Genomic DNA, 26,211 nt, shown 5'->3' with positions numbered 1-26,211 from the left:
GGGACTGCTTTGCGCAGTCCCGGGCCGATAGGATGAGCTCATGAGCGAAAAGGAGCAACCCCGGCTGGCTAGCGCGTTGGCGCAGAAAGTCGTCGACACGATTGCGCCGACCATCAACCGCAATGTGAACATCATGAATGCTCACGGAGTCATCATTGCTTCTACGGATGCTGCGCGTATCGGTACCCACCACGACGGCAGCGCAGAGGCGATCCGCCGCAACAACATCATCCGTGTCAACCAGGCCGACGGCTCGGCCGGAACCCAGCCCGGGGTCAATGTGCCGCTGGTGCTGAACGACCAGCTCTGCGGCGTTGTGGGCGTGACCGGAGCTCCCCACGAGGTGGAACCGCTGGCCGGCCTGATTGCATTGACCGTTCAATTGCTCTTCGCCCAGGAACGCGAGCACTCTCGCAGCGCGCGGCGCGAGACCGAAGCCCGCGACATTATCTCTGCGTTGATCGCCGGTCGCGTTGCGCCTGAAGTGATCGACCGCTCGCTCGCAGCGCATGGTTTGCGCGGGCCGAAATGCATTGAAGCTTGGCTGCCCCGAAGCGTGGGGGATCCGTCGCTCGAAGAGCCGGCGAAGGATCATCACCGCACGTCATGGATTAGCCTTTCCGGCGCGTACTGGAGGCTTTGCGCTGCCAGCGAGCCAGCTTTCGCTCCCGAGCGCATGGGCCAGGAACGTTTCCTGGTCTCCGCGCCTGTCGAAAAGGCCGAGGATCTCATGGCCGAAACCGAAGTGCTGCGCGTATTGGTGGGCTATCCGGCACTCGTGCCATCCCACGCGCGGCGCCGCATGTGGAGCCGGGAAATTGCTGTGGCTATCGCCCGCACCCCAGCCCGCAGCTTGGACCATGCAGCTGCTCCAGCGATGCAGCTCAATGAGGAACAAGCCAGAACCCTGCTGGTCGTTGCGACAGCTGCTTCGATGAGCCAAGCGGCCACGGATCTGCATATTCACCGCAATACCTTGGTGCAAAGACTTGAGCGGATAAGCCAGGTCAGCGGCGTCGATATTCGGCGGTCCAGCGAATCCCTGAAACTCCAGCATTCCATCTACGCGAGAGTGGCCTTGGGCCAGCTGCATGTTTTCTAGGCCCTGGAAACTAGGGGAGCTGGCGCCGGGGCTGGGAAGGGTGGGATGTTTGCACACATTGGCTCTTTCGAACCCAGGCAAATATGGTCGTGTGCCCATAGGTATTCGGGGTCACTTTTCCTAGTATTGGCAGGATGATCGATCTTTGCGCCCGAAACCGGGGTGGCACGGTGGCGTCTAGCCCAACGGGCAAAGCCTTGAGCGGCTTTGCCGATAGGGCTGGTCCACCCGTTGAGCCATTGCGGGCTGGACGCAGAGAACTACCGATATTGGCAAAGGAGCCAACCCGCCGTGTACGAACTGCTTGTTCTGCTGATCCTTGTTGTGGCCATCGTGATGGTCACAGCACGCCTGAAGATCAGCCCATTCCTCGCCCTCGTTGGCGCCGCTATCCTGGCGGCCTTCGCCTACCGGATTCCGCTGGCCGACGTGGCTTCGACGGTCACCACGGCTTTCGGCAGCACCATGGGAAATATCGGACTGGTGATCCTGTTCGGAACGATGATCGGTGTCATCCTGGAGAAATCCGGCGCCGCGATCTCCATGGCAGATGCGCTGATCAAGGTCCTCGGTACCCGGTTCCCCAACCTCACGCTATCGATTATCGGCTACATCGTTTCCATTCCGGTCTTCTGCGACTCGGGATACGTGGTGCTCAACTCGCTGCGCAAAGCCATCACCCTGCGTACCGGGGTCTCCGGGCTGGCAACTTCCATCGCCCTGATGACCGGCCTGTACGCGACCCACACCATGGTGCCTCCAACTCCGGGCCCGCTGGCCGCGGCCGAAAGCATCGGCATTGCCGATAACCTGGGCTTGATCATCGCAGTCGGATTGCCCGTTGCGGCCATCTCGGCACTTGCTGGCTTGGCCTACGCCAGCCGCTTCAACAAGTCCCAATGGACCCCGTTGCCAAGCGACGACCACAATGACATCTCCGAACTCGACTATGAGCAGCTGCGTGCAAGCTTCGGAAAATTGCCCAGCCCGGCGCTGGCCTTCATGCCGATCCTGGTTCCGCTGGTGCTGATCTGTGTCGCATCCATTGCGAAGCTGCCCTCGCACCCGATGGGCGAAGGCACTGCCCTGGAAATCCTTTCCTTCTTGGGGACGCCGGTTATTGCGCTGATCTTCGGCTTGATCTCCTCGACTTTCCTTTTGAGCGGTGGCAGCAAGCTGGCGGTCTTCAATGAGCAGATGAACGAAGCTGTACGCACCGCTGCTCCGATCTTGCTGATCACCGGTGCCGGCGCCGGCTTCGGCGCGGTCCTGGCCGCGTCGGATCTGACCACGATTCTTTCGGATTCACTCAGCGGACTGGGCTTGGGCCTGGCTGTGCCATTCCTGATCGCCGCTGCGCTGAAGTCCGCCCAGGGCTCGTCCACCGTCTCTATGGTGACCACTTCCGCGCTGGTCGCTCCGATGCTCGGCTCCCTGGGATTGGGTTCGGAGCTGGGCATGGTGCTATCCGTATTGGCAGTAGGCGCCGGTGCGATGGTTGTCTCGCACGCCAACGACTCCTACTTCTGGGTCGTCTCGCAGCTCAGCCGCATTCCGGTGATCACCGCCTACAAGACCCTGAGCGTGGCTACCGCCATCCAGGGCACCGCGGGGTTCCTGACTGTACTGGTCCTGGGAGCCGTACTGCTTTAGCAGCACGGCTTCCAAGAAAGCAACGGATCGCGCCATCGGCAGATGGCGCGATCCGTTGCTTTAAGCAGTGCTGGATTAGCCCAGGCCTGCCGCCGGGAAGCTCCGCACGGCCTTATTCGCTGTGGCAGTCGAGATCACCAGCAACGCGATGGCGGCCAGGTAGCCGGCTCCGGTCGCGGCGAAGGAGAAACCGAATTGGCCCAGCAGGCAGAGAACTGCTGCGCTGGCCAATGCCGCCCAACCGGCCCAGGAAGCCGCGGCAAGCAGGGGCGCAGCCTGCTGATGCCCGGCGAGCCAGGCCCCATCGCTGGCCAAGGTGTGGCGCGTCTTGATGCCGATCGCCGCATTGCGAGCGAGCTTCCGGTCCCGTGCCATTGGGGCGAGGAACGCTGCGACCAGCGTTATGCTCAGCAACCCGAACATGAAGGCAATCACGCCTGCTGGATCCACTTGCCGCCTCTTCTGCCGATTGATCTTGAATGGCCATTCTATGCGGTCGCATGGAAGTGCCCTGATCCACGCTGTGTTCCCAATCGATGCCTAGGGGAACGCCTTTGAAATCCAGTTCCAGCATGCCAATTGCGTCATGCGAAGGTCATATGACGTCTTATCCGCCCGTTTTCCGGCAGGGCGAAGGCGCGAAGATGACGTATTTTGTCCTGCTGTTCCTCCGCATGACAGCGCCCTTCCCGAGGACCTGCCAGCAATGCTTGACTCGGAGCACAACCCATCCAGAGCGGCTGAGAGGCCTGGCTCCGAGACGCCGCAGCAAGCCTGCACTCCGCAGGTAGTGCTAACGCCAGGTTCGATGGATCCGCAGATTTTCTGCATCCTTCGGAATCCATAGCCCAAGAGGAGAACGAAGATGACTGTACTGGATACCCAATTGCCGCGCGTGCCCTACACCGGCACTGCTGATGAAGCTGAACTGGCTCATTGGCGCGACGTCGCCCAGCAAGTAGCTGACAAGCTGGCGGCTGACGCGCTCGAACGCGACCGAAAGAACGCCCAGCCTTTCGCCGAAGTGCAGCTGCTGCGCGAAGCCGGGTTGCTCAATCTCTTAGTGCCTGCAGAATTCGGCGGAGCCGGAGCCCATTGGGAAACGGCCTTCGAAGTTGTCCGCATACTGGCCGCAGCTGATGGATCCATCTCGCAGTTGCTGGCTTACCACTACATCAACCAGTCCGGCATTGCGTTCTATGCCCCGGCAGAAGCCCAAGGGGCATGGTGGCAGCGCACCGTGGAAGGTGGCTGGCTCTGGGGCGATTCGGTGAATCCAGTGGATCCGGATTTGACGCTGAGCGCCGAAGGGGACGGCTACCGACTGCATGGAGCCAAGCGATTCTCCACGGGTTCCGGTGTTGGCGAGGTCATCGTCATCAACGCGCTGGTCCAGGGCGGAGAATACGACGGGCAGATTCTCGCGTTGGTTCTGCCACGCGATATCGATGGCTTGGAAATCGTTGACGACTGGGACTACCTGGGACAGCGGCTGAGCGCGTCGAATTCCTTGAAGTTCCACAACGTGCGGCTCGAAGCAGGGGACTTGCTGGGATTCGTCACCGATGAACCGGTCTCCACCCTGCTTACCCCCGGTATCCAGTTGGCCTTCGCCAACTTCTACCTGGGCATCGCCCAGGGAGCACTGGAGCGCGGCAAGCAGATCTTGCTGGGCCGCAAGAACGCCTGGCTGTTCTCGCAGGCAGAGACCTACTCGCAGGACCCGATCTTCCAGCGCACCGTCGGAGAGCTCAAAGCCCGCACTGCAGCAGTGGCGGCGCTGACCGAGAAGCTGGGCCGGAAATTCGATGCCCTGCTCTCGAAGGCCGGGGAAGTCACCCAGCCCGAACGAGCGGCGTTGGCCGTGGAAATTGCTGAAGCCAAGGTGGTCTCCACTGAGGTGGGAGTGGATGTGGCGAACCGGATCTTCGAGGTGACCGGTTCATCTTCGACTGCGAACTCGGTGGGTCTGGACCTGTACTGGCGCAATGTGCGCACCCATTCGCTGCACGACCCAGTGGACTACAAGAAGATCGAGGTCGGCGCCTACTTCCTGCGCGGAGAGTCCCAGCCGCTCTCGCTGTACACCTAAGAAAACTTCTCCCGGATTGGACTGAACGATGACTGTACTTGCAACTGGCAATCGACTCGCAGGCCTCAAAAACCGCTTCGCACCGCTCTTCGCGCGCATTGCGCAGGGTGCAGCTGAACGCGACCGCACCGGCGAATTGCCCTACCAGCAGGTCGCGGACCTGGCCGCTGCTGGCTTTGGCGCGGTTCGGGTCCCGGAATCGCACGGGGGTGCCGGTGCTACGCTGCCCGAACTCTTCGAGCTCTTCGTGGATCTCGCGGCGGCGGATTCCAATATTGCCCAAGCACTGCGCGCGCACTTCGCCTTCGTCGAGGACCGTCTGGTTGCGGCCCCCGGCCCGGGGCGCGACAAGTGGCTGGCCCGCTTCGTGGCGGGAGAACTGGTGGGTAACTCCTGGACCGAGGTCGGCACCGTCAAGGTCGGGGACGTGATCACCAAGGTCACCCCGGACGGCGAGGGCGGATTCAAGATCAACGGCACCAAGTACTACTCCACCGGCTCGATCTTCGCCGACTGGCTCGATACCTACGCAGAGCGCACCGACACCGGAAAGCGCGTGATCGCCGCAGTCAACCGCCACCAGCCCGGCGTCGAGCTGGCCGATGACTGGGATGGCTTCGGCCAGCGCACCACGGGTACCGGCACCTCCACCTTCACCGATGCGATTGTCGCCGAAGAAGACCTCATCGACTTCGATACGCGTTTCAAGTACCAGACAGCTTTCTACCAGCAGGTGCTGCTCGCTGTTCTGGCCGGCTCCGCCAAAGCAGCCGAGCGCGACTTCGCCGCCGAGCTGAAGGCGCGCAAGCGGACCTTCAGCCATGCCGCGGCCAATCTGGCGGCCGAAGACCCGCAGCTGCTGCAGGTGATCGGCGAGGTCTCCGCGGCGGCCTTCGCTGCCGCGGCAACGGTGGAACGAGTGTCGACGGCATTGCAGGGAGCCTATGAAACTGCGCAGGCGCTGCACACCGGCGAGGTGACCGGGGAAGAGGACGAAGCAGCCAACGATGCGGCAGAGCTGGCCAGTGCCCAGGCGCAGGTGGTGCTCACGCCATTGGTCCTCAACGCGATCACCCACGCTTTTGATGCGCTGGCCGCCAGCGCCACGAGCGTTACCAAGAACCTGGACCGGCACTGGCGCAATGCCCGTACCGCCGGCAACCACAACCCCTGGGTGTTCAAGGCGCGGTTGATTGGCGACCTGGCGGTCAATGGCACCGAGCTTCCGCGCGTGTGGGCGATTGGTGCATCAAAGTAGATTCCATGGTCTTGCGAGCCCAGCATCCTTTGCCGGTGCTGGGCTCGTGGTCGTCGGCCCGGGGCAATTGATCGACCATCGTTCCAGTCGCCTGACGGATAGCTGCCGGCCTTGGCCCTAGCGCACCTGGGTAACCGTGCCACTTGCGATATGGAAGATATCCAAGTCGCGGGGCACGAAGAGGCCGCCAGAGAACTGTTTCGAAGCCCGCTGCCAAACTTCCATTCCAGATCCAGCGGGAACCAAATGATGCAGCGCCAAGTTCCGTGCTCCAGCCCGCTGGGCGATTCGACCTGCGTCTTCTGCGGTGGTGTGCGCGCGCCGATGATGTCCCATGCTCGCTTCCAGTTCGGAGGATGAAGCATGCGGGTAGCTACGAGCGATGGCCTCCAGATCAATAGCTTCATGGAACAGCAAGTCGCAGCCTTGGGACAGGCGCGCAAGATTTGCGCTTGGCGCTGTATCGCCGGAAACCACGACCGATCCATATCTCGAATCAAAGCGGAATGCGAATGCCGGAGCGATAGGTTGGTGCTGGACCAGGATAGCGCTAATTTTTACATGCCGATCAGCGTATATTTCAAAAGGCTCCATGTCCGGATGGTTGTTGTGGTTGGGGTGGAAGCCTGTGCCGGCGGGAATCTCGATATCTACGCCATGGAAAATATCCGAAATATCAGGTGCCGCCGAATCCCGTCGGCGATCGTTGAGATCTGTCGCATGGGCGCGCAGCAGCAAGTTGACCATGGCGTTGGTCCCGGGTGTGGGCGACTGCGGAAATATGGCTTCCGGCTCTTCGGCCGCTGTCTGCATCGAGGGCAGCACTCCTCGATCACCCGGTCCGAAAACAGGAACCTGCCGACCCTCGGTGCCGCGGAACCCAAGGCCGCCCAGGACCATGACAGAATTCAGGTCAATGACGTGGTCTGAATGCTGATGGGTAATGAAAATTCCGCGCAGGGCAGTGGGGTGAATCCCGATCTCAGCCAGGCCCAAACCGACGCCATGGCCGCAATCCACCAAGTAAGCGTGGCCGTCCACAACGATCGCGGTAGAAATTCCGCGACGGTGACCGGTTCCTGGATCCGGCCTCAATAGCGGGCCGCCAGCAGTTCCAAGCGCCACTGCATGCATTCCGGTCTTCATCACTGGCTTCATCTGTCTCCTGTAGACGGGTTATTTCATCGGCAAGCTGATGCCATCATCCGCTTTCACGCTGGATATTGCCACGGGGCAGTGAGCCTGACCCGCGCTTCACGCTGGCCAACGAGCGCACCTTCTTGGCCTGGATTCGAACTTCGCTAGCCTTCCTCGCGGGCGGCACAGCGCTGGAGGCATTCGCCGCAGAGGCCTTCCCGTCGCCAGTTCGCACCTGGCTGGCGGTGCTGGTGATCGGCGTCGGCATCCTGATTGCCGCCGGTGCAGCCGTGCGCTGGGTCCGCGTGGAACGCAGCATGCGCACCGGCAGGCCGTTGCCGATTCCCGCCATTGTCCCGCTGCTGGCATTCGGTGCCGTGGTGGCCTCACTGGCAGCGATCGCCATGATTTTCTGGTCCCTCAGCTCGTGATGAAAGAGCCCATCGAGATCAGCGACCCGGGGTTGCAGCCAGAGCGCACCGTCTTCGCGTGGAACCGGACAATGGTTTCATTTCTCGTGGTTTCCGCGGTCTTCCTGCGCTGGCTTCCGCACTATGGCCTGGCCGTGATCCTGCTGATTGCGATATCTTCCTCGATGGCATTCGGGATTCTGCTCTCGCAGCGTGCCCGGTACCGGAAAATGGCGCAAGGCGTGAAGGCTGAACGCGTCAGCGCGGATGTTCTCGCCGTGCTGCTGACAACAGCGGTGCTGCTGGCTCTAGGCGCTTGCGCGATCATCCTTGTGCTCGGCGCCTAGTTCCGGGTGCTCGCCAGGCGCAGGTTTATCGAGGCTGCGGCAATAGCGGCCAGAGGAGTTGCGGGCGCGGCGCGAGTGCTGTTCCGGCCCTATTGCGAATGCCCGGGCCGGTGCAGCCAGTCCGGGCGCTCTAGCTGTACCGGTGCTGGGACCCGGATTTACCGAAGGGTCAGGGCCCATGGAGCTCGAGAATCTCCGCGGAGCTGAATGCTACCGATTCCGCGAGCTTTTGCACCGCTGCATAACGCTGTGACTCCGCATCGATTTCCTTGTGGAACTGGGAATTTCTTTCGTCCCTATCAGCCTCGAACTTCTTTCCGGCGAGAGCCAGCTCCCGGGCAATTAATGCTGCCAATCCGTCACGCAGTTGTTCCAGGGAGGTGTTGGAAATTTCCAATCTTCGGTTAGCTGCGCTCAGAACGGCATCAGGGTAGCCGGCGGCATCGAGTTGGCCGCGCATGAAATCGCTGGTCAAGAACTCTGTTTCCTCGGCTGCGGGCTGGCGGTTGAAAACCGCGGCAACCCGTTACGCGCCGGGCGCCTTGTCGCTGAGCAAAGTTCCCGGCAGAGAGTTCATGAGCACCGGGCCTATCTTCAGCGGCTGGTGCTTCTTGCCAAGAGTGCGGGAGAAGTCCATCATGGCTTTTCCTTTCCATGTCCGTTCCATGCCGGCGACCAGGGTGCTCTGCCGTGGGCAGCAGCGCCTGGCGCCAGCTCAGCTAGGCTTGCCGTAGGGTTGCTTGGCCCGTAGCAGGCAAGATGTCCACGCGGCGCTCTGGTCCCTGTAGTGGTTCTTGCGAACTGTAGGCAACCTTGCGCCATCCGCATGAGGTGCAGGTCCAGAGCACTTCACGCATCGTTACCAGCATGTCCTGGCGCTGGCCAGCTTCGTGGCCGCCTTCGTTGTCCCATCTCTTGAGCTGGTTTTGATCATCGACGAATCGACGGGTTTCTGTTTCAACCAAGGTATTTCTGTAGCACCTCGGACAGCTGTTCGGCTTGTTCATGACATTCCCTCCGTTGCTGCATAGTCGTTTTTATTGCCGCGCTCTGCCCTCGGTGCTGCAGTTCAAGGCCGGTTCCACGGGAAACGCCGTACCATTTCTTGAGTTGGGCATCGCGGGGACCGCGGCAGTTGTGCGCGTACTGCCGTTTTGCACTGTCGGCTTCAAAGGTGTTGTCCGGCTGTGCTGGTTGCATGATTCGCCACTAGCGGACCGAACCGGTCTGTGGGCTGCTGGAGCAAAACTGTGATTCGTTCCTGGCGGGCAACCCTTATCGGGCAAATGGAAGAAGCGCAAGGAAGCGGGCAGTTAATTCGAGCCGCCTCGATAAAGATCCCGGTTCAACACTGCTGCGTTAATCTGAACGCCGTCCTCGGCAATGAGGAGGGCACAAAAGCTCTACGCCGGTAGGAAGTGCTTCCGATGACGGCATTTCTACGGAAGTTAGATCCAATTCCAGTCTACTCCGGTTTCCCGGTTGTGGACCGGAAAATGGCCAAGTGAAGCGACGAAGGGTGCCCGCGGCTGCAACGGCTTGTGTTGCCGAGGGGCGTCACCCTGTCGCGGTCCGGGCTATGGCGCGGGAGGCCAGCGGAAACCGCCATCGGCTAATGCGGGGCACGATCTTGAATGTTCCGGAGTTCGGGGTCCAACGGGCGGGAATGCGCGTACAGTGAAAATACCGGTCCAGCTCGAATTCGCTGTAAAAGGGGATGATTCGCGATGCAGGCTGACGCTAGATTCAAGATGCCGTTCAATTTCGCCCAGGTGGTTATTGCGGCTTTCGGAGCCATGGGGCTTAGCACCTTGGCCTATTTTGTTGCCAGGGTTATCGGCGCATCCATGGAGTACTCCGGCGGCTTATTCCGGAACCTGGATTTCATCCACATCGTGCGATTCACTGCCCTGCCCATTCTCATTTTCGGCTTCCTGACCTTCTTGATCGGCCGGGCCAAGCCGGGCTTCTGCCGCATCGCCCAGTGGGTCGGCGTTGCCGCCGTCTTGACCTCAGCGGTGGTGCAGTGGTTCTTCGCCGAGGACTGGGGGACCGCGCTGACCCTGGCGATTATGCACCTGGTTGTTGCAGCGTCTTGGTATATCGCGGTGAACTACTCGAATAGGAAGTTCAACGAGATCGCGGCCCTGGAAAACCTATAGCCCTGCTAAGTGTCGCGGTTCTCACGGGCTCCTGAGAGCCGTGGCACAGGCACTCGGGAATAGAATAGTTGCGAACTATCAACAATTCTAGGAGTGCCATGACGTCTCAGGGACAACCCAATAGCCCATTCAATTTCATTCAGGTGATTATCGGTGCGCTGGGTACCAGCTACCTGAATGTCATCATTTTCTTCCTGTCTGGCGCCGCTGGGGCATCCCGCCGGATTGGTCCTAATTCAACTGATGTTGTCGCCTTTGACCACCTGTTGCAGTTCACGTTGATCCCGATTCTGTTCTTCGGCCTGGTGGTCTTCCTGATCGGACGGGCAAACAAGGGCATTTGCAAGATCGCGCAGTGGGCTGGCTTGCTCATCGCGGTAGTCTCGATCGTTTTCCCGATCATGAACGCAGCAGATGCCGCTACCGCTGTGGGCCTGTCCCTGATCCATATCGTGACCGGTATCGGCTGGTTCTTCTCGGTGCACTACGGCAACAAGGAGCTCCACGTTCCTTCCAAGGACGTAGCGCTCGTCTAAGCACGAAAAGCAAAACCTCGCAGAGCGATCAGCAATGATCTGTTCTGCGAGGTTTTCCGTTAAGCCGTGAGAGCTGCTAGTGCTGATTCGGGCTACACCCCAACTTTCTCGAGCTGAGGATGCTCGTAGGCTTTGCGCATGCGCGGCAAGAACAGCAGGCTGACGGCTGCCGCAAGGCACAGCACCGCAGCGGTAATCCACGCGGCCAGGTAGCTGCCGGTGGTTTCCCGCGACAGCCCTGCGGTCAGCGAGCCGGCGCCTGCGCCGATCATGTGGAAGGCGAAGACCCAGCCGAAGACCACGGTGGCTCTAACCGGACCGAAGTACTGGCGGCAGAGCACCACGGTAGGAGGCACGGTGGCCACCCAGTCCAAACCGTAGAAGACAATGAAGATCCACATCAGCGGCTCGACGGTTGGACCCATCAGCGAGTGCAGGAACATCAGGGACAGTCCGCGCAACGCGTAGTACACCGCAAGCAGCAGCCACGGGCGTACACGGTCGGTCAGCCACCCGGAGAACACCGTGCCGAGGATATCGAAAATGCCAACCAGCGCCAGCAACCCGGAAGCGGTCGTTGCCGGCATGCCATGGTCGTGCGCCGCAGGGATGAAGTGCGTCTGCACCAGCCCGTTGGTAGACCATCCGCAGATCCAGAAGGTCATCGCCAAGACCCAGAATGCCGGGTAGCGTGAGGCCGCGAACAGGGCCTTGAGAGTCGCGGCAGCCATCGAACCCTGCTGCGTTCCGGATGCCGGCGCGGCTGCAGCTCCGGCCCCGCCGTAAGGCAGTACACCGGCTTCGGCAGGGGAATTGGCGAAGGGCCAGCGCAGCAACGGGATGATCAGCACCGCGAAGACCGCAACAACCAGAGCCGCGGCCCTCCATGAGTACTGCTCGATGATCAGCACAATGCTTGGCAGGAACACCAGCTGGCCGGCGGCATTCGCGCCAGAGAAGATGCCCATCACCAGGCCGCGCCGTTCGCAGAACCAGCGGTTGGCAACCACAGAACCGAAAACCAACGCCATCGCCCCGGTGCCCAGTCCAACCAGCACACCCCAGAGCGCCCACAACTGCCAGATCTGGCTGATGAATACGGACAATCCGGCTCCGGAGGCCACCAATGCCAGAGCGATGGCAGCCACCTTGCGCATGGAATACCGTTCCAGCAAAGTCGCGGCGAAAGGAGCTGCCAGGCCGTAGACCACCAGGTTGATGGTCACCGCGGTCGATAACTGGGAGCGGAGCCAGCCGAATTCGGATTCAAGTGGTTCAAAGAACGCGCCGGTGGTCGAGCGGAACGCCGCCGTGGCGACTAGCGCCAGCGTGGTCACGATGGCGACCAGCCAGGCTCGATGGATCCGCAATGGCTTCGGGGAGTTCAATCGCATGCTCCTTCTGGGTGTTGCTTTAAGCATTGCACCGGCGCTAACAGGCGTTGGAGTTCGTGACGTGCGAAGAACAAATATTGATGTCCGAAACAGGTGGAGCGCCTTGCCTCGCCGGGATTAGCTGTGCATGGCGAAGCGCGGCAGACTCAGTTTTTGCGCCTGATCGGCTCTGCTTATTCGCTATGCGGGGTCGTTGCCGTTGCTGGGGTTCTGGCGCCGGCTGCGAGGGTGCCGCTCCTGCGGCTGCACTGCACCCAGCGCCTGCCGCGGAAAGGTTTTTAGCTTGGCCCCGGAAGGCGGTTCGTCCTGCTCCAGCGGATCGGCCATGGCCAATGGGGCAGCGGAGGCTTGGCCTGTTGCGGCTGCCTCGGCGGTTTGGGCCGTCACCGGGGCATCGCGGATCACCGGCATCCTGCGTGGCGGCAGCGGACGACGATGATGCACGAGATAAATCAGCATGGCCAGGGCCTTGTGCATGACCACGATGGTGAAGATGGCCGATCCGGCATAGCAGCCCCAGGCGACCAGGTGAAGCGTGGTCACTTCAAGGACGTTCAGCTCCAGCGAGCCGTTGAGCATCATGACGGCGCCGATTTGCTGGATGGCCATGCCGAGCACGGCCAGTCCAACCGCAAACCAGAAATACACCAGGGTATCGGCTCCGGGTTTCTTCACGACAGGCATTTGAACCTCCGTTGGCCAGCTGTCGGCGGTCATTGCTACACACTGTAGCCCATGGCGGGAAACAGCTTATCTGCCCAAGGTGGCCCGGGCCTGGCGCAGCAGCGGCTCATCGACCATCTGCCCTTCGAAAGCGAAAACTCCGGGATTCGCCTCCGCGGCGTCGAGGATCCGCCGGGCACGTTCCCGTTCTGCTTCGGTCGGTGCGAACGCCTCGCGAATGACCGGCATCTGGTTCGGGTGGATCGAGGCTTTCGCGGCGAATCCCGAGGCCTTGGCATCGCGGGACTCCTCGCCCAGGCCTTCCAGATCAGGGATATCGAGGTACACGGAATCAATTGCGGCCTTGCCGTGGGCCACCGCATGCAGCAGCACCTGCGACCGCGCGAACCGTGCCACCTCGCGGTAGCTGCCATCCTCGCCCCGCGAAGAAGTGCCGCCGAGCGAGGCGATCAGGTCTTCCGCGCCCCACATCAGCGCGACGACATTCTGCGCCCCGGCAATGCCCGAGGCATTGGTGATGCCCTTGGCGGTTTCGCACAGCGCCAGCACCTCGTAGCCCGCCAGCGCGGCCGGCTGCGCCGCCGATTCGCACTTGGGCAGCATCACGGTGCGATAGGCCGTTTTCCCCAGCGTTGCCAGGTCCTTGGCGAAGTGCTCGCTATCGACCGGGTTCACGCGCACAATGACCCGCTCGGGATCCAGCGGCGTATCCAGCAAGGCGCGGCGGGCCGCTTCCTTGTTCCCGGCAGCCACAGCGTCTTCCAGATCGATGATGACCGCATCGGCACGCTGTGCCGCCTTGGCGTAGCGCTCGGGCCGGTCGGCCGGGCAGAACAGCAGGGAAGGACCCATCAAGAACTCAGCCATCAGCTTTTCCCCCCTTGGCCTGCAACGAATCCTGGTGCGCCTGCTGGGTCCACATCAGGCAGGTGCGGGTGGCGGTGGCCACGATGTCGCCGTGCTGGTTGCGGCCGGTGTGCGTCATGGACGCCAGGCCCTGCCCGGGGCGGGACTTGGATTCGCGCAGCGCGGTGATCTCGGTTTCGGTGTAGAGGGTATCGCCGTGGAACATCGGGTGCGGGAAGCGCACGTCATTGATGCCCAGCTGCCCCACGATGGTGCCCTCGGTCAGCTGGCCCACCGACTGCCCAATCATGGTGCTCAGGGTGAGCAGGGAGTTGACCAGCGGCTTGCCGAAGGGCTGGGTGGATGCCCATGCCGCGTCCAGGTGCAGTCCCTGGTTGTTCATGGTCATCGTCGTGAACGCGACGTTATCCGCTTCGGTCAGGGTGCGCCCGGGCTTGTGCACGTAGGTGGCCCCCAGCTGCAGCTCATCGAAGTAGAGGCCGCGCTGCTCGACACGTTTGTGGGTTTGCTCGCTCATGCGTCCTGCTCCTGATGCTGTGCTTCGGTTGGCTGCGCTGCTTCCACGGTGGCCACGACCTGCTTGGCCTTGACCAGATCCCCGGTCTTCAACCCGGTCATGCGCACGATGCCGTCCGCGGGGGAGAAGAGCTGGTGCTCCATCTTCATCGCTTCGATGCTCAGCAGCAGCTGGCCTTCGGCGACCGCATCGCCATCGGCCGCCTGCACGTTGATCACGGTGCCGGGCATGGGCGAGAGGACATGCGGGGAGAAGGTCCCGGATTGCTTGGCGATGGTGGCCAGCTGGCGTTCGAGGACTTCTTCGCGGGGCAGCTTGCGCACCGCCGCGGTCCAGCCTTCCTCGCACAGCCACAGCGTGCCATCGGCGGCGAAGGCGTGCTGTAGTGCTGTGCGCTGGCCGTTGACGGACAGGGTTCCATCCGGTTCCTGCCGCACGGTGAATTCTTCGGCGCCCACGCGCACCCGGCTCGAATCGGGATCCCTGAGCAATGCGGTCCTGCCCTCGGCGGCCTCGTCGTCGAAGTGCCCGATGCTGGCCCGGCGATGCTGGGCGCGCCAGCCATCGCGCAGGCCCCACGGCGTATTCGCGGCTGGAATGCGCCGATCCTCCAGATGCGCTGCCAGTGCCAGTTCGCGGGCCCCGACCTGGCGGAAGGCGAACAGGTCCATCTTCCGCTCGATCAGGTTGGTGTCCAGGGCCCCGGCGGCCACATCCTCGTCGGCCAGCAGCAGCCGCAGGTATTCGCTGTTGGTCAGCACGCCCAGCACCACGGTCTGCGCCAGTGCCTTATCCAAGCGGGCCAGCGCCTCGGTGCGATCCGGGCCCCAGGCGATGAGCTTGGAAAGCATCGGATCGTAGTGGGCGCTGATCTCCAGGCCGTCGCGCAGCGAGGAATCCACCCGGACATTCTCCGGCTCGCGCACGTGCAGCACGGTGCCCACCGAGGGCAGGAAGCCGGAGGACGGGTCTTCGGCGTAGAGCCGGGCCTCGATGGCATGGCCTTCCAATGCCACCTGGTCCTGGGTGAAGTCCAGTGGCTGTCCGGCCGCGATGCGCACCTGCCACTGGACCAGATCCAGCTTTGCGCCGTTCACCCGCACGACTTCCTCGGTGACCGGGTGCTCCACCTGCAAGCGGGTATTCATTTCCATGAAGAAGAATTCGTCGGGGTTCTGGTCGCTCACCAGGAACTCGACAGTTCCGGCGCCGACGTAGCCCACCGATTGCGCAGCGGCCACCGCGGCGGCGCCAATGCGCTCGCGGATCGCCGCGCCGTGCTCCAGATTCTCGAACAGCGGAGCCGGGGCTTCCTCGATGACCTTCTGGTGGCGGCGCTGCAAGGAGCATTCGCGTTCGCCCAGGTGCACGGTGTTCCCGTGCGCATCGGCCAGGATCTGCACCTCGATATGGCGTGGATTGCGTACCAGCCGCTCGAGGAACAGGGTGTCATCGCCGAAGGCATTGCGTGCGGTGCGCCGGGCGCTGGCCAGTGCTTCGGTCAGTTCTGCGGCGGATTCCACGGCGAACATGCCCTTGCCGCCGCCGCCGGCCGAAGGCTTGATCAGCAGCGGGAAGCCGACGTCCGCGGCAGCGGCGAGCAGCTGCTGATCGCCCAGGCCGGGTTCGGCGATGCCGGGAACCACCGGCACCTGGTGGGAGAGGACATGGTTCTTGGAACGGATCTTGTCGCCCATGAGATTGATGGAGTTCACCGGCGGGCCGATGAAGGTGATGCCGGCAGCCTCCAGCGCACGGGCGAAGTCCACGTTCTCGGAGAGGAACCCGTAGCCCGGGTGCACCGCCTGGGCACCGGTGTGCCGGCAAGCGGCGATCACCGCGTCGATATCCAGGTAGCTTTCATTGGCCGCAGCCGCGCCGATGCGCACCGCGCGATCGGCTTCGGACACATGCAGCGCCCCGGCATCGGCATCGGAGTAGACGGCGACCGATTCGATGCCCAGCGCCCGCAGGGTACGGATGATGCGCACCGCGATTTCTCCGCGGTTGGCGATCAGGACAGTGTCAAAGAGCTTGGTAGTCATGGTGTTTTCCTCGTACTACATCCGGAAGAGGCCGAAGCTGGTCTCCGGCAGCGGCTGGCGGGCGCAGACATCCAGGGCCAGGCCGAGCACCCGGCGGGTATCTGCCGGGTCGATGACCCCGTCGTCCCATAATCTGGCGGTGGAATAGTAGGGGTTGCCCTGGGTTTCGTATTGCTCGCGGATCGGAGCCTTGAACGATTCCTCCTCCTCGGCGCTCCAGCTGCCGCCGCCCGACTCGATTCCGTCGCGCTTGACCGTGGAGAGCACCGAGGCGGCCTGGGCCCCGCCCATCACCGAGATCCGCGCGGCCGGCCACATCCACAAGAAGCGCGGGGAGTAGGCCCGGCCGCACATCGAGTAGTTGCCGGCGCCGAAGGAGCCTCCGATGACCACCGTCAGCTTGGGCACCCGGGCGGTGGCCACGGCGGTGACCATCTTGGCCCCGTGCTTGGCGATGCCGTCCGCCTCGTAGTCGCGGCCCACCATGAATCCGGCGAGGTTCTGCAAGAAGAGCAGCGGGATGCCGCGCTGGTCGCACAGCTCGATGAAGTGCGCGCCCTTCATCGCGGATTCGGAGAACAGCACGCCGTTGTTGGCGATGATGCCTACCCGGTGCCCGTGGATCTGCGCGAAGCCGGTGACCAGGGTGGTGCCGTAGTCGGCCTTGAATTCGTGGAACTCGCTGGCATCGACGATGCGGGCAATGATCTCGTGCACGTCGTAGGGCGCGTTGACATCCACCGGCACCACCCCGGCCAGTTCACTGCCCGGGTAGAGCGGCTCGGCGACCTGGCTCTCGATGGTCCACGCGGGGGCCGGGTTGGCCGGCAGGGTGGAGACGATATCGCGGATGATCATCAGCGCGTGCTCGTCGTTCTCGGCCAGGTGGTCCACCACGCCCGAGGTCTTGGCGTGCAGGTCGCCGCCGCCCAGCTCCTCGGCGGTGACGATCTCCCCGATGGCGGCCTTCACCAGCGGCGGGCCGCCCAGGAAGATGGTGCCCTGGTTGCGCACGATGACCGTCTCGTCGCTCATTGCCGGAACGTAGGCGCCGCCGGCGGTGCAGGAACCGAGCACCGCAGCCAGCTGCGGGATCTTCTTCGCGGAGAGCTGCGCCTGGTTGTAGAAGATGCGCCCGAAGTGCTCGCGGTCCGGGAAGACCTCGTCCTGCATGGGCAGGAACGCCCCGCCCGAATCCACCAGGTAGATGCAGGGCAGCTTGTTCTCCAGCGCGATTTCCTGGGCGCGCAGGTGCTTCTTGACCGTCATCGGGAAGTAGGTGCCACCCTTGACGGTGGCATCGTTGGCGATGACCAGCACGTGTCGGCCGTGCACCAGGCCGATGCCGGCGATCATTCCGGCGCCGGGGCTGGCGCCGTCATACATGTCCTCGGCGGCCAGCGGCGCGATTTCCAGGAAGGGCGAGCCGTCGTCCAGCAGCGCGTCTACGCGTTCGCGGGGCAGCAGCTTGCCGCGATCCACATGGCGCTGCCGGGACTTCTCGGAGCCGCCGCGCGCAGCGCGTTCGAGCCGTTCGTGCAGGTCGGCCAGCAGCGGTGCCTGGTCGGCGGCGTTGCGCTCGAACTGCTCGGGGTTCAAGTGGGAGGAGAGGGTCTTCACGAAGTCAGTCCTTGCTGGTCGGTTCGCTGGCGATCACCCGGGGTACGGGCAGCTGCTGCGCAGGCAACGGGAATTCGTCGGGCACGGCCAGGATGCGCATGGCCAGGGAAATGAAGTTCAACTGCACTTGCGCCAGTGTGAGCCGGCCGTCCTTGCGGTACCAGTGCGAGACACCGGTGCCCATTTCCATCAGTGCCAAGCGGGCGATGCCCAGGTCCACGGTGCTGAAGCTGCCTTGGCGCTCGCCGGCCTGAAGCGCGTCGGCGAAGAGCTGCTCGTAGGCGTCGCGCAGTTCCTGCATCTGCTCGCGGGCCTTGGCCGATAGCGCGCGCATCTCGTATTCGGTGACACGTGCGGTGCTGGGATTGGTGGCGGTGAACCCCACGTGGAAGGCCACGAGCAACGCGAGCTGGCGTACCGGGTCCTTGCTGCCGGCCAGCGCCTGCTCGGCGCCGGAGATCATGGCGGCCAGGCAGTCGTTCATGATGCCCACCAGCAGGTCTTCCTTGCCGCCGACGTAATGGTAGAGGGTCGCCGAGTTCAGTCCTACGGCACTGCCTAGTTCGCGGATGCCGGTGGCGGCGAAACCGCGCTGGGCAAAGCAGGCTACGGCTGCTTGCTGGACCTTTCCCAGTTCCATGGACACCACCCTGTGACTCAAGAGCCAATCAATCGATTGACTGCTTCCATCCAACCGAAGAAAAAGTGTGGTGTCAATCACCATCTTCCTCGGACGGGGACGCCGAGTGGCGCTGCCATCCGCACCTCATGCAACGCTCACGTTAAAAGGGGCCGAAATATGACGTTTGCTATTTATGAATCAAATGCAAAACACTAGACTGCTTGATGTTATTTACTGTCAAGCTCTAGTTAATTCTGCTGGGCAGCTGATCAGACGCCACTGGAAGGCATGATGCCGCAACCTGAACCACGTTTCCTCAACCGCCAAAACCCAACGCCAGCCGGACCGTCGCGCCGCGGCCTGCTCGCCGGTGCCTCCGGGCTCATTGCCCTGGCCGGACTGGCAGCCTGCGCATCACCGCAGGCCACGGACGCGGACAGGGCAAACCTCGCCGGACCCCCGCAGACCCCCGATGAAGTGCTGCAGGTACTGCGCGCCGGGAACCAGCGCTACGCCGACGGCATGCCAGAACGTCCCAACCAAGCAACCGAACGGCGCAGCGAGCAGGCCGAGCACCAGAACCCCTTCGCCCTGATCCACGGCTGCGTGGATTCCCGCGTGACCCCCGAGCTCCTGTTCGACCAGGGGATCGGAGACCTGTTCGTCACCCGGACCGCCGGCGGAGTGCTCGATGACACCTTGGTTGGCAGCATGGAATTCGCTGTTTCCAGTCCCTATTCGGTCCCGTTGCTGGTGATCCTCGGCCATACGGCCTGTGGTGCGGTGGCGGGCACCTTGAAGGCAATGGAAGAAGATGCCAAGAATCCGCAATTGCCCGGCGAGATGGTCGACTTCGCTGAACAGATTGCTCCTGTTGCCCGCAGGGCAAAAGTGGAAGGTTCGGGTAGCGAAGAGGTGGACCAAGTGGTGCAGGCCAATGCCCGTGCCGTCACCGAGCAGCTACTGGAGCGATCTGCCATCATTCGCGAGGCAGTGCAGGAAAAGCGGACCCGGGTGGTGGCAGCTGTCTACGACCTGGACAGCGGAGAAGTGCGCTGGCTCGATGGCTAGCTCCGATTTTCCGGTTGCGAATTAACCAGAAGTTCCCGCCGGTGGAACCGGCGGGAACTTCTGCGATCATCACTCGCACCCTCGCTGAGGTTGTTTCTACGATATTGACAATGCCTATGGCCACGCTGAGCGCAGGCTCCACGGCGGCAGGGCATCTGGCGAACGGGGCGATCCAGCTGCTGGACCAGCTGGGCTTCCAAGGTTGCAGCCGAAACGCGAATACCGGCGGATGGCCAGCTCGCCGCTATCCTGATGCAGCTGGTCAGACGCAAAACACCCATTCCCGGGCCTTTCGGCACGGTTTCGGGATTTGCCAGCAGGTGCACTGGTACTCTCGACGCTGGATGCTAGTGAAGCATTCCCCGTGAAGAATCCGCATGCACGTGCAGTGAAAGGCCCCATGGCAGCCAGCGAATCCAGCGTCAACTCCCGCGCCCGCGCTGCAGTCGCGGCCCTGTTCCTCACCAACGGAGCACTCTTTGCCAATATGGCGCCGCGCCTTCCCGAGCTGAAGCGGGAACTGGAATTGGACACCGCCGGCTACGGCTTGCTGGTCACCGCATGGCCTGTTGGGGCAATCCTTGCAGGGTTGGCTGCAGGTGCGCTGGTGCGCCGTTTTGGTTCCGCGCAGGTTGCCGTCGTGGGCACGATAGTTACCGGTGCGGCCTTGCTGGCCGCCGGCAGCGCGCCGGGCGTGGTCTTGGTCGTGCTGGCTTTTGCCCTGGGCGGCGCCATGGATTCGATTACGGATGTCGGGCAGAACGCGCACGGGCTGGTGGTGCAACGGCGCTATGGGCGTTCGATATTGAATTCCTTCCACGCGTTGTGGTCTGTCGGAGCGGTGATCGGCGGTTTGATGGCCGCTGGAGCGATCCAGATGAACTTGGCATTGCCAGTGCATTTGGGCATATCGATGGTGCTCTTCGCCGCGGTGGCACTGACTGCCCTGAAATTCTGCCTGCCTCGATCCGCCGAACTGGCGGTCATAGAACCTGTTGCGCCACCTGCACCCGGAACCGCCCGGGCCGCGGCCCCCGCAGGATCCCGCGGACGGCTGCTGCTGATGATGAGCGCCCTGGTCTTGATCTCCGTAGCCGGAGTAATGGTTGAAGACGCCGGGAATTCATGGTCCACGCTGTATCTTGGCCAGCTGGGGGCGCCAGCGGCGCTGGCGGCCAGCGGGTTCATCGCTCTGGTCGGGGCCCAGTTCATCGGCCGAATTCTCGGCGATGGCATGGTCAACCGCTTTGGCCAGCGCGGCATGGCCCAGTTCGGGGGAGCGCTGATAGCAATCGGTATGGGTCTGGCGTTGTTCTTCCCCACGGTTCCGGGCACGCTGCTGGGATTTGCCGCGGCTGGATTCGGCTCGGCAACCCTGGTCCCGGCGGTGATGGACCAGGCCGACAAGCTGTCCGGCCTGCCTCCGGGAACTGGGCTGAGCATCGTCTCCTGGCTCATGCGATTGGGCTTCTTGTTCTCCCCGCCGCTAGTGGGTTTCCTTGCCGAGAACTTCGGGTTGCGCATGGCCCTGATGGTGTTCCCCATTGCGGGACTTGTGGTGCTTGCTTGCTCGCCAGTGCTGCGTGGAAAAAGCCCGCGGAGCGATGGAACAGGGGAGCAAGGAAGCCGTAGCTAGTTTTCGCCCTGAAGCGTGATGGACTCGATGGCTTCTCCGTGCAGGTCTTCAATGACCAGATTAACTACCAGTTCCCTCCAGCTGATCAACGGGCTGATGGCACAGCGAACATAGTCAAGGACTTGCTGCTCGATAACCTTAACCGAGCTATCCCCAGGCATGCTCACATGGCATTGCACCCTCCAGTTAAGGTGGGGAATCTGCGTGTCGGTCGCCTTGATCTCCGTGTAGTTCAATTGCGCTGTCGTCGACTCGGAAAATGCCGCTCGAATCGCCTTGATCAATTCCAGGGACGATACGCGTTTGGCCAGTCCCGTGCCCGCTTCCTGCACATCCCACATCCGCTGGAATGGCGAGTGCTCGGCTATTTTGCCCAATATTCGCTGCGAGAATGCTTCAGGCTGGTGCTCCGGGGTCGAGCTGTGCAGCAGTTGGGTGATGAATCCGTTCTGGTCCTTGAGCCGCTGCCGTTCGGCATGGCACCACCGGCACTGCAATTCGTGCAGATCTGCAGGTTCATCCAGATTCAGCAAAACGTCTTCGGTTGTACGTCCGCAGGGAAGGGTTTTCATGACACCGCCTCGCTGATTGCATTGCGTGCCCGTGCGAGTCGCCCTCGCACAGTTGATTCTGAAACGTTGGTCACCAGGGCCGCTTCCTTATAGCTCATGCCTTGGAGCGCGACCAGTACGAACGCCTGGCGAAGCGCCGAGGGCAATCCGTTGATGATCTGCCAGGCATCGGCAATCTCGCCGCGTTGCACGGCGACGTTTTCTGGCAATTCACGGTCAGGGACTGGGGTTTGCTCTAGCACTTCATCATCCACGGTTTGCTGGTCATTGGCACGCTGGCGGATGCGATCAAGACAAATATTTCGTGCCATGCGGTAGAGCCAAGTCTTGAACGCGGCACGTTCGCGCAGCGAGCCCAATGACTGCCACGCGCGGATCCAGGCATCCTGGGTGGCATCCTCCGCATCGTGCCAGCTGCTGAAAAAAGTCTTGCAGTATTGGCGCAGGCCGGGTGTCAGCGCGGTGACGAGTTCGCCGAAGGCCTCGGGGTCCCCCTCCATTGAACGACCCACAAGCACGGTCAACCGGGTCGGTTCCAAACACCCCTCCTTAAGTGATCTATATCACACTCATAATGTGTGAGGATTAATCTGTAGCTCTCGTCTGTATGAGTGTAAGGCACAAAAATATCCGTTCAATGAATGAGGAGACCATCATGGTGCAACGCGATTCACAAGGGCCAATCATCAAGCCAACCGGCGAAGAGCTGGAACGCCAGGCCAAGGCAAAGGCCGCAAATGACACGCCGGTCCACGAAGAGCTGCGCGGTCCGCTGCACACCGAACTGGGCAAGACGACCATCGAAGACCGTGTGGTCCAGAAGATTGCCAGCATCGCCACCCGCGAAGTTTCCGGCGTCTACGCCATGGGCAACGCCGCCCGCCGGACCTTCAACTCGCTGGCCGAACGCATCCCCGGTGCCCAAGCCAACGCGGCCGGAGGCGTGAGCGTCGAAAAGGGCGAGCAACAGACCGCCATCGACGTGTCGATCGTAGTTTCCTACGGGTTCTCGATCGTTGAGGTCTCCAACGAGATCCGTTCGAATATCATCGCCCAGGTTGAACGCGCCACCGGTCTGGAAGTCATCGAGGTAAACATTGAAGTCACCGACGTGCACCTGCCAGAAGACGATGACGATGACGCCGAGCCCCGCGATGGCCTGAAATAACTGTCCTCATCTAAGGAGCAGAACATGTTACACGTCAAGTGGGGTTTGGCCATCGGCTGCCTAGCCGGATTGCTGATTGCCTTCGGATCATTCACGCAGTTCGTGGTGGTGGCATTCTTCGCCATCATCGGCGCTGGAGTCGGATGGCTTTTGCAGGACAGGGTTGACCTCGGCCAAGTGTTCAGCAAACGTCGGCGGTGAAGCAGATGGCAGAGCTGTCCTCTAGCCGTGGAAGCACCACGGTGAACACGGCCGTCTATTCAAAAATCGCTGCCCAAGCAGCCTATAAGGTGCCAGTTGTCGGCTCTGCCGCGGGTGGGATCCTGGGGTTGGGGAAGTACAAGGATTTTGACAGCCGGCCCAAGGCCAAGGCCGAGGTGCTTGGAAGTGCAGTGGTGGTCGATTTGGACCTTGGATTGAGCTATCCGAGCAATGTCCAGCAAGCCTGCGAAGACGTGCGGAACATGGTTGCGGCTGATCTGCGCAAGTATCTGGGCGTTGAGCAGGTGCAAACCGATATACGGGTGAGCTGGATGTCAACGCCGGATGAAGGAACTAGCAACAGGAGGCTGCGATGAGCAGGTTCTGGCACGTTCGCAGTGCCCGCACCCTGGCCTTGATGATCAGCTTCATCGTCGTATTGGCCACGAGCATTCTCCTGGCGCTATCCTGCCTGCTGCGTTTGACCAGCGGACAATGGCCCGGTTTTGCCCAGCAGGGCATTAACGCGGTCAGCAACTTGCGCTTCAATGACAACCTGGCAGTGATCGCCATGGTGGTTCTTGCGGTGCTCGGTCTGCTGCTGTTGCTCAGCGCGCTCATTCCAGGGCCCCGGCAGAGCATCCTGCTGACTACCGATGATCCTTCAGCGGGGTCGGAACAGGCAATCTCATGCCGTGGAATATCAACCTTGGTGGGGCATGAGGTCGAGCGAACCGATTCGGTGACCCGCGCGAGCGTGAAAACCAGCCCGGCCCTGGTCCAGGTTACCGTGCAGACTCCAGCCCACTCGGTTCAGCGCGTGCGGGAAAACGCGCAGGCGCGGGCGCAGCGCGTGATCGACGGGTTGCCATTGCAACGCGCTCCCAAGGTCAAGGTCTCAGTGCAACGCCGAGGGGGAAACTAGAAATGTTCAGAACGCATGTGGTGCGCCAACGACTTATTCTGGCGATTTTCGGTTTGGTCCTGCTGGCGGCCGGTGCCTCGGGCCTCGCAGCAGTCTGGTGGGGGCTTGGCCAAGGCGCTGGCCTCGGCCAAGCCCGGATTGCCAGCAGCCTGCCGATCGATCAGCAGTACCTGCTGCCACTGGGACTCGCGCTCGGAATTGCCGGCATCGTGCTCGCGCTGGCGGTGCTGATCACTGCCATTCCGCGCCGCCCATCGGCGCATGAATTCAGATACGAATCGAGCAGCGAAGGAGTCAGCGAGATCGAGACTTCGGTAATAGCCAAAGCCGCGGAAACGGCCGCTCGAACGCAACCGGAAATCGTGGATGCGAACGTTCGAATTGGCGGCAATGCAGCTGAACCGGTGCTTTATGCGCGATTCACCCTGCGCGCCGACGCTCCGGCGAATCGAGGGATCGAGCTGGTCAATGGCCGCGTGGTACCTGACCTTGAAATGGTGCTGGGGGTGCCTTTCTCCCGCAAGCACATCTCGTTCAGCTTCCAGAAGCCGGAAAAGCAGGATTCGAATAAGGCCGTGCTCATCTGAGCCGGCCCAGGAAAACAAAAAATAGCCATTAACGGCACGGGCATCGTGCCGCATCTCTTGGGGAAGTAGGAATACATGGGAATAATCGGTTGGATCATCCTTGGCCTCGTTGCCGGTGCGATCGCGAAGGCAATCAAGCCCGGAAAGCAGGGAGGCGGCTGGCTTGCCACGCTGCTGCTCGGCGTGGTCGGGGCGGTGCTGGGAGGCTGGATTGGCTCGGCAGTTTTCGGTGTCGGAGTGAGCGAGTTCTGGTCATTGTCCACCTGGCTGCTGGCCATCGGCGGCTCGCTGCTGGTCCTGGTCATTTGGGGTTTTGTCAGCAGCAAACGCGACTAGGGGCATGCGCTGAACTGCCTGCAGCCTGATGGCGTTGGCTAATGGGAACGGGCGGGATCCTTATGGATCCCGCCCGTTTCCTTCTGCCGCAACGCCTGCATGATGCCGGTGAGAACCTGCAGTGCCCAGGACAGCGCGGGGCCAGGTGCAGCGCGAATCATCCAACTTGGCATGCAAGGCGCCCTCCGCTACGAAGGCCATCATCGACAAGACCAGTCAGATCCCAGTCGAGCGAACGTGGCGGCCGGGACCGCCTGGAAACCGTAGGGCTAGGCTTGGGGAATGGAAGATGCGCTGAAAAAGATCAGCTGGCCGGTACGCACTGAACGCCTGTCCCTGCGTCGCGTGAATTCGCCTGATGTGGAAGACCTCTGGCGCTACCGGCAGCTTGCCGATGTCACCCAGTGGATTACCGCTGGCCCAGCAACCCTGGAAGAATTCCGTTCGCTGTTCTTCGCGAAGGACTATCCGCTGAGGAACCTGGCTGTGGAACTGGACACCGGGCAGGGGACCCAGCTGATTGGCACGGTCATGCTGGATATCGTGGATGGCTGGGGGCAAAGCGAAATTGAGCAGCGCGCCAAGGGCGTTGAGGGCAACCTCGGCTGGAGCTTCGATCCCTCCTTCGGTGGCAAGGGCTACGCCACTGAAGCCGTTGCCGCTGCCATGGGCCTGTGCTTCGGCCCTCTTGGCCTGCGCAGGGTTACTGCCGAATGCTTTGCCGCCAATGAGCCATCATGGAGACTGACGGAGCGTTTGGGGATGCGCAAGGAATTCCATGGCCGCAAGGACAGCCTGCATCGCAGCGGTGAATGGATGGATTCCGTGGGCTACGCGCTGTTGGCTGAGGAATGGACGGCCCAGGCCTCCTGCTAAAGGATGAGGGATGGATCCTTGATCACCGGTGTGTTCTTTGAAAGGCTGGAAGGGAACAGCACCACCCCAGCGAGCTAGGCGGTCCCATGGGCAAATCAACGCGCACCAGTGTTCTTTTGGCGCTGGCAACCGCCGCTATTCTGCTCATGGCGCTGTCGGAGGAACCTACCTGGGGGTTGCTCGTAGGCAGCTGGACCTTGATGCTTTGGGGTTGGACTGGCAGTCCGAAGCCCCAGGAAATCACCGTCGATGCACAGGGGCTCTCACCCCGGGATGTGAAGGAATACCGCCGTCAGCATCCGGGCGTGACGATGGTTGACGCGATCAATGCGCTGGGGAAGTCCAAGCAATAGCAAAAGCAGGGCCCGCAGTGCGGGTGAATGGATGCAGGTG

At 62.1% G+C, this 26,211-nt stretch carries 32 protein-coding genes and 1 riboswitch; of the genes, 18 read left to right on the top strand and 14 right to left on the bottom strand.

All coding sequences use genetic code 11. The features are described 5' to 3' along the window. The first annotated feature begins 40 nt into the window (after window positions 1-40). A complete protein-coding gene (locus ACWICV_RS13590; RefSeq protein WP_454091239.1) occupies window positions 41-1,102 on the top strand; it encodes a CdaR family transcriptional regulator in 1,062 nt (353 codons plus the stop codon). Between the two features lie 291 nt (window positions 1,103-1,393). Continuing rightward, entirely contained in the window at window positions 1,394-2,755 is a 1,362-nt protein-coding gene (locus ACWICV_RS13585; RefSeq protein WP_454091240.1) for a GntP family permease, read from the top strand. Between the two features lie 75 nt (window positions 2,756-2,830). On the opposite strand, the gene ACWICV_RS13580 is transcribed toward ACWICV_RS13585, so the two are convergent. Further along, a complete protein-coding gene (locus ACWICV_RS13580) occupies window positions 2,831-3,205 on the bottom strand; it encodes a hypothetical protein (RefSeq protein WP_454091241.1) in 375 nt (124 codons plus the stop codon). Between the two features lie 274 nt (window positions 3,206-3,479). After that, window positions 3,480-3,570: riboswitch (SAM riboswitch) on the top strand. Window positions 3,571-3,620: 50 nt separating this feature from the next. Between ACWICV_RS13580 and ACWICV_RS13575 the strand changes: the two genes are divergently transcribed. Together ACWICV_RS13575 and ACWICV_RS13570 are read left to right on the top strand one after the other, a co-directional pair. Next, window positions 3,621-4,847 carry an acyl-CoA dehydrogenase family protein gene (locus tag ACWICV_RS13575; protein WP_454091242.1) on the top strand — a complete coding sequence of 409 codons (1,227 nt, stop codon included), beginning with the start codon at window positions 3,621-3,623 and terminating at the stop codon, window positions 4,845-4,847. Between the two features lie 28 nt (window positions 4,848-4,875). Then, a complete protein-coding gene (locus tag ACWICV_RS13570) occupies window positions 4,876-6,105 on the top strand; it encodes an acyl-CoA dehydrogenase family protein (protein ID WP_454091243.1) in 1,230 nt (409 codons plus the stop codon). A gap of 117 nt (window positions 6,106-6,222) precedes the next feature. Here ACWICV_RS13570 and ACWICV_RS13565 read toward each other — a convergent pair whose 3' ends face one another. Further along, the gene (locus ACWICV_RS13565; RefSeq protein WP_332595033.1) at window positions 6,223-7,263 is read right to left on the bottom strand and encodes an MBL fold metallo-hydrolase; all 1,041 of its coding nucleotides are present in this window, start codon (window positions 7,261-7,263) and stop codon (window positions 6,223-6,225) included. 62 nt (window positions 7,264-7,325) lie between these two features. On the opposite strand from ACWICV_RS13565, the gene ACWICV_RS13560 reads away from it, so the two are divergent. Continuing rightward, a complete protein-coding gene (locus tag ACWICV_RS13560) occupies window positions 7,326-7,673 on the top strand; it encodes a YidH family protein (protein ID WP_402472143.1) in 348 nt (115 codons plus the stop codon). Beyond that, complete coding sequence (locus tag ACWICV_RS13555; protein WP_105656432.1) at window positions 7,673-7,999, top strand: DUF202 domain-containing protein; 327 nt, start codon at window positions 7,673-7,675, stop codon at window positions 7,997-7,999. Before ACWICV_RS13560 ends, ACWICV_RS13555 begins: the two co-directional genes overlap by 1 nt. A 169-nt stretch (window positions 8,000-8,168) precedes the next feature. On the opposite strand, the gene ACWICV_RS13550 is transcribed toward ACWICV_RS13555, so the two are convergent. The 3 genes from ACWICV_RS13550 to ACWICV_RS13540 form a co-directional block, all read right to left on the bottom strand. Continuing rightward, window positions 8,169-8,474: a hypothetical protein gene (locus ACWICV_RS13550; protein WP_454091244.1), complete on the bottom strand. Its 306-nt coding sequence runs from the start codon at window positions 8,472-8,474 to the stop codon at window positions 8,169-8,171. Window positions 8,475-8,718: 244 nt separating this feature from the next. Beyond that, window positions 8,719-8,964 (bottom strand): hypothetical protein, encoded by a 246-nt coding sequence (locus tag ACWICV_RS13545; RefSeq protein ID WP_105656430.1) that lies wholly within the window; start codon window positions 8,962-8,964, stop codon window positions 8,719-8,721. Continuing rightward, window positions 8,957-9,199: a hypothetical protein gene (locus tag ACWICV_RS13540; protein WP_402471721.1), complete on the bottom strand. Its 243-nt coding sequence runs from the start codon at window positions 9,197-9,199 to the stop codon at window positions 8,957-8,959. Before ACWICV_RS13540 ends, ACWICV_RS13545 begins: the two co-directional genes overlap by 8 nt. Before the next feature lie 551 nt (window positions 9,200-9,750). On the opposite strand from ACWICV_RS13540, the gene ACWICV_RS13535 reads away from it, so the two are divergent. Both ACWICV_RS13535 and ACWICV_RS13530 read left to right on the top strand, forming a co-directional pair. Next, on the top strand, window positions 9,751-10,161 hold the full coding sequence (locus ACWICV_RS13535; RefSeq protein ID WP_402471719.1) for a DUF6069 family protein: 411 nt from the start codon (window positions 9,751-9,753) through the stop codon (window positions 10,159-10,161). 98 nt (window positions 10,162-10,259) lie between these two features. Then, the gene (locus ACWICV_RS13530) at window positions 10,260-10,697 is read left to right on the top strand and encodes a DUF6069 family protein (protein WP_105656428.1); all 438 of its coding nucleotides are present in this window, start codon (window positions 10,260-10,262) and stop codon (window positions 10,695-10,697) included. 92 nt (window positions 10,698-10,789) lie between these two features. Here the strand turns inward: ACWICV_RS13530 and ACWICV_RS13525 are convergent, their stop codons facing one another. The 7 genes from ACWICV_RS13525 to ACWICV_RS13495 all read right to left on the bottom strand — a co-directional run bounded on the left by ACWICV_RS13525 (window position 10,790) and on the right by ACWICV_RS13495 (window position 18,464). Beyond that, on the bottom strand, window positions 10,790-12,091 hold the full coding sequence (locus ACWICV_RS13525) for an MFS transporter (RefSeq protein ID WP_133833913.1): 1,302 nt from the start codon (window positions 12,089-12,091) through the stop codon (window positions 10,790-10,792). A 180-nt stretch (window positions 12,092-12,271) separates the two neighbouring features. After that, window positions 12,272-12,775, bottom strand: a complete 504-nt coding sequence (locus ACWICV_RS13520; RefSeq protein ID WP_454091245.1) for a hypothetical protein — start codon at window positions 12,773-12,775, stop codon at window positions 12,272-12,274. A 66-nt stretch (window positions 12,776-12,841) separates the two neighbouring features. Then, window positions 12,842-13,642 (bottom strand): HpcH/HpaI aldolase/citrate lyase family protein, encoded by an 801-nt coding sequence (locus tag ACWICV_RS13515; protein WP_454091246.1) that lies wholly within the window; start codon window positions 13,640-13,642, stop codon window positions 12,842-12,844. After that, window positions 13,635-14,159, bottom strand: coding sequence for a MaoC family dehydratase (locus tag ACWICV_RS13510; protein ID WP_454091247.1), 525 nt, complete (start codon window positions 14,157-14,159; stop codon window positions 13,635-13,637). The genes ACWICV_RS13515 and ACWICV_RS13510 overlap by 8 nt, the downstream gene beginning before the upstream one ends. Further along, window positions 14,156-16,204 carry an ATP-binding protein gene (locus ACWICV_RS13505; RefSeq protein ID WP_454091248.1) on the bottom strand — a complete coding sequence of 683 codons (2,049 nt, stop codon included), beginning with the start codon at window positions 16,202-16,204 and terminating at the stop codon, window positions 14,156-14,158. The genes ACWICV_RS13510 and ACWICV_RS13505 overlap by 4 nt, the downstream gene beginning before the upstream one ends. A 15-nt stretch (window positions 16,205-16,219) precedes the next feature. After that, window positions 16,220-17,824 carry a carboxyl transferase domain-containing protein gene (locus ACWICV_RS13500; RefSeq protein ID WP_454091249.1) on the bottom strand — a complete coding sequence of 535 codons (1,605 nt, stop codon included), beginning with the start codon at window positions 17,822-17,824 and terminating at the stop codon, window positions 16,220-16,222. A 4-nt stretch (window positions 17,825-17,828) separates the two neighbouring features. Next, entirely contained in the window at window positions 17,829-18,464 is a 636-nt protein-coding gene (locus tag ACWICV_RS13495; RefSeq protein ID WP_105656422.1) for a TetR/AcrR family transcriptional regulator, read from the bottom strand. A 270-nt stretch (window positions 18,465-18,734) separates the two neighbouring features. Here ACWICV_RS13495 and ACWICV_RS13490 point away from each other — a divergent pair, with 270 nt between their 5' ends. Beyond that, window positions 18,735-19,517, top strand: a complete 783-nt coding sequence (locus ACWICV_RS13490) for a carbonic anhydrase (RefSeq protein ID WP_454091250.1) — start codon at window positions 18,735-18,737, stop codon at window positions 19,515-19,517. Window positions 19,518-19,881: 364 nt separating this feature from the next. Continuing rightward, on the top strand, window positions 19,882-21,153 hold the full coding sequence (locus ACWICV_RS13485; protein WP_454091251.1) for an MFS transporter: 1,272 nt from the start codon (window positions 19,882-19,884) through the stop codon (window positions 21,151-21,153). On the opposite strand, the gene ACWICV_RS13480 is transcribed toward ACWICV_RS13485, so the two are convergent. Beyond that, window positions 21,150-21,725, bottom strand: coding sequence for a hypothetical protein (locus tag ACWICV_RS13480; protein WP_454091252.1), 576 nt, complete (start codon window positions 21,723-21,725; stop codon window positions 21,150-21,152). The genes ACWICV_RS13485 and ACWICV_RS13480 overlap by 4 nt on opposite strands. Continuing rightward, window positions 21,722-22,264, bottom strand: coding sequence for an RNA polymerase sigma factor (locus ACWICV_RS13475; protein ID WP_133833920.1), 543 nt, complete (start codon window positions 22,262-22,264; stop codon window positions 21,722-21,724). Before ACWICV_RS13475 ends, ACWICV_RS13480 begins: the two co-directional genes overlap by 4 nt. A 98-nt stretch (window positions 22,265-22,362) precedes the next feature. Here ACWICV_RS13475 and ACWICV_RS13470 point away from each other — a divergent pair, with 98 nt between their 5' ends. The 8 genes from ACWICV_RS13470 (at window position 22,363) to ACWICV_RS13435 (ending at window position 26,171) form a co-directional block, all read left to right on the top strand. Then, window positions 22,363-22,893, top strand: coding sequence for an Asp23/Gls24 family envelope stress response protein (locus ACWICV_RS13470; RefSeq protein WP_286134072.1), 531 nt, complete (start codon window positions 22,363-22,365; stop codon window positions 22,891-22,893). Window positions 22,894-22,917: 24 nt separating this feature from the next. Then, on the top strand, window positions 22,918-23,094 hold the full coding sequence (locus tag ACWICV_RS13465; protein ID WP_181148776.1) for a hypothetical protein: 177 nt from the start codon (window positions 22,918-22,920) through the stop codon (window positions 23,092-23,094). 5 nt (window positions 23,095-23,099) lie between these two features. After that, entirely contained in the window at window positions 23,100-23,471 is a 372-nt protein-coding gene (locus tag ACWICV_RS13460; RefSeq protein ID WP_146112224.1) for an Asp23/Gls24 family envelope stress response protein, read from the top strand. After that, complete coding sequence (locus ACWICV_RS13455; protein WP_105656416.1) at window positions 23,468-24,019, top strand: DUF6286 domain-containing protein; 552 nt, start codon at window positions 23,468-23,470, stop codon at window positions 24,017-24,019. The genes ACWICV_RS13460 and ACWICV_RS13455 overlap by 4 nt, the downstream gene beginning before the upstream one ends. A gap of 2 nt (window positions 24,020-24,021) precedes the next feature. Next, window positions 24,022-24,606 (top strand): Asp23/Gls24 family envelope stress response protein, encoded by a 585-nt coding sequence (locus ACWICV_RS13450; RefSeq protein WP_332594970.1) that lies wholly within the window; start codon window positions 24,022-24,024, stop codon window positions 24,604-24,606. Between the two features lie 75 nt (window positions 24,607-24,681). After that, on the top strand, window positions 24,682-24,942 hold the full coding sequence (locus tag ACWICV_RS13445) for a GlsB/YeaQ/YmgE family stress response membrane protein (RefSeq protein WP_105656414.1): 261 nt from the start codon (window positions 24,682-24,684) through the stop codon (window positions 24,940-24,942). A 282-nt stretch (window positions 24,943-25,224) separates the two neighbouring features. Continuing rightward, on the top strand, window positions 25,225-25,818 hold the full coding sequence (locus tag ACWICV_RS13440; protein ID WP_454091253.1) for a GNAT family N-acetyltransferase: 594 nt from the start codon (window positions 25,225-25,227) through the stop codon (window positions 25,816-25,818). A gap of 86 nt (window positions 25,819-25,904) precedes the next feature. Next, window positions 25,905-26,171, top strand: a complete 267-nt coding sequence (locus ACWICV_RS13435; RefSeq protein WP_105656412.1) for a hypothetical protein — start codon at window positions 25,905-25,907, stop codon at window positions 26,169-26,171. Window positions 26,172-26,211 lie beyond the last annotated feature (40 nt).

Source organism: Glutamicibacter sp. NPDC055354, assembly GCF_053644955.1.
The sequence above is the reverse complement of the archived record's forward strand: the minus strand, read 5'-3'. Positions and strand labels throughout refer to the sequence as shown.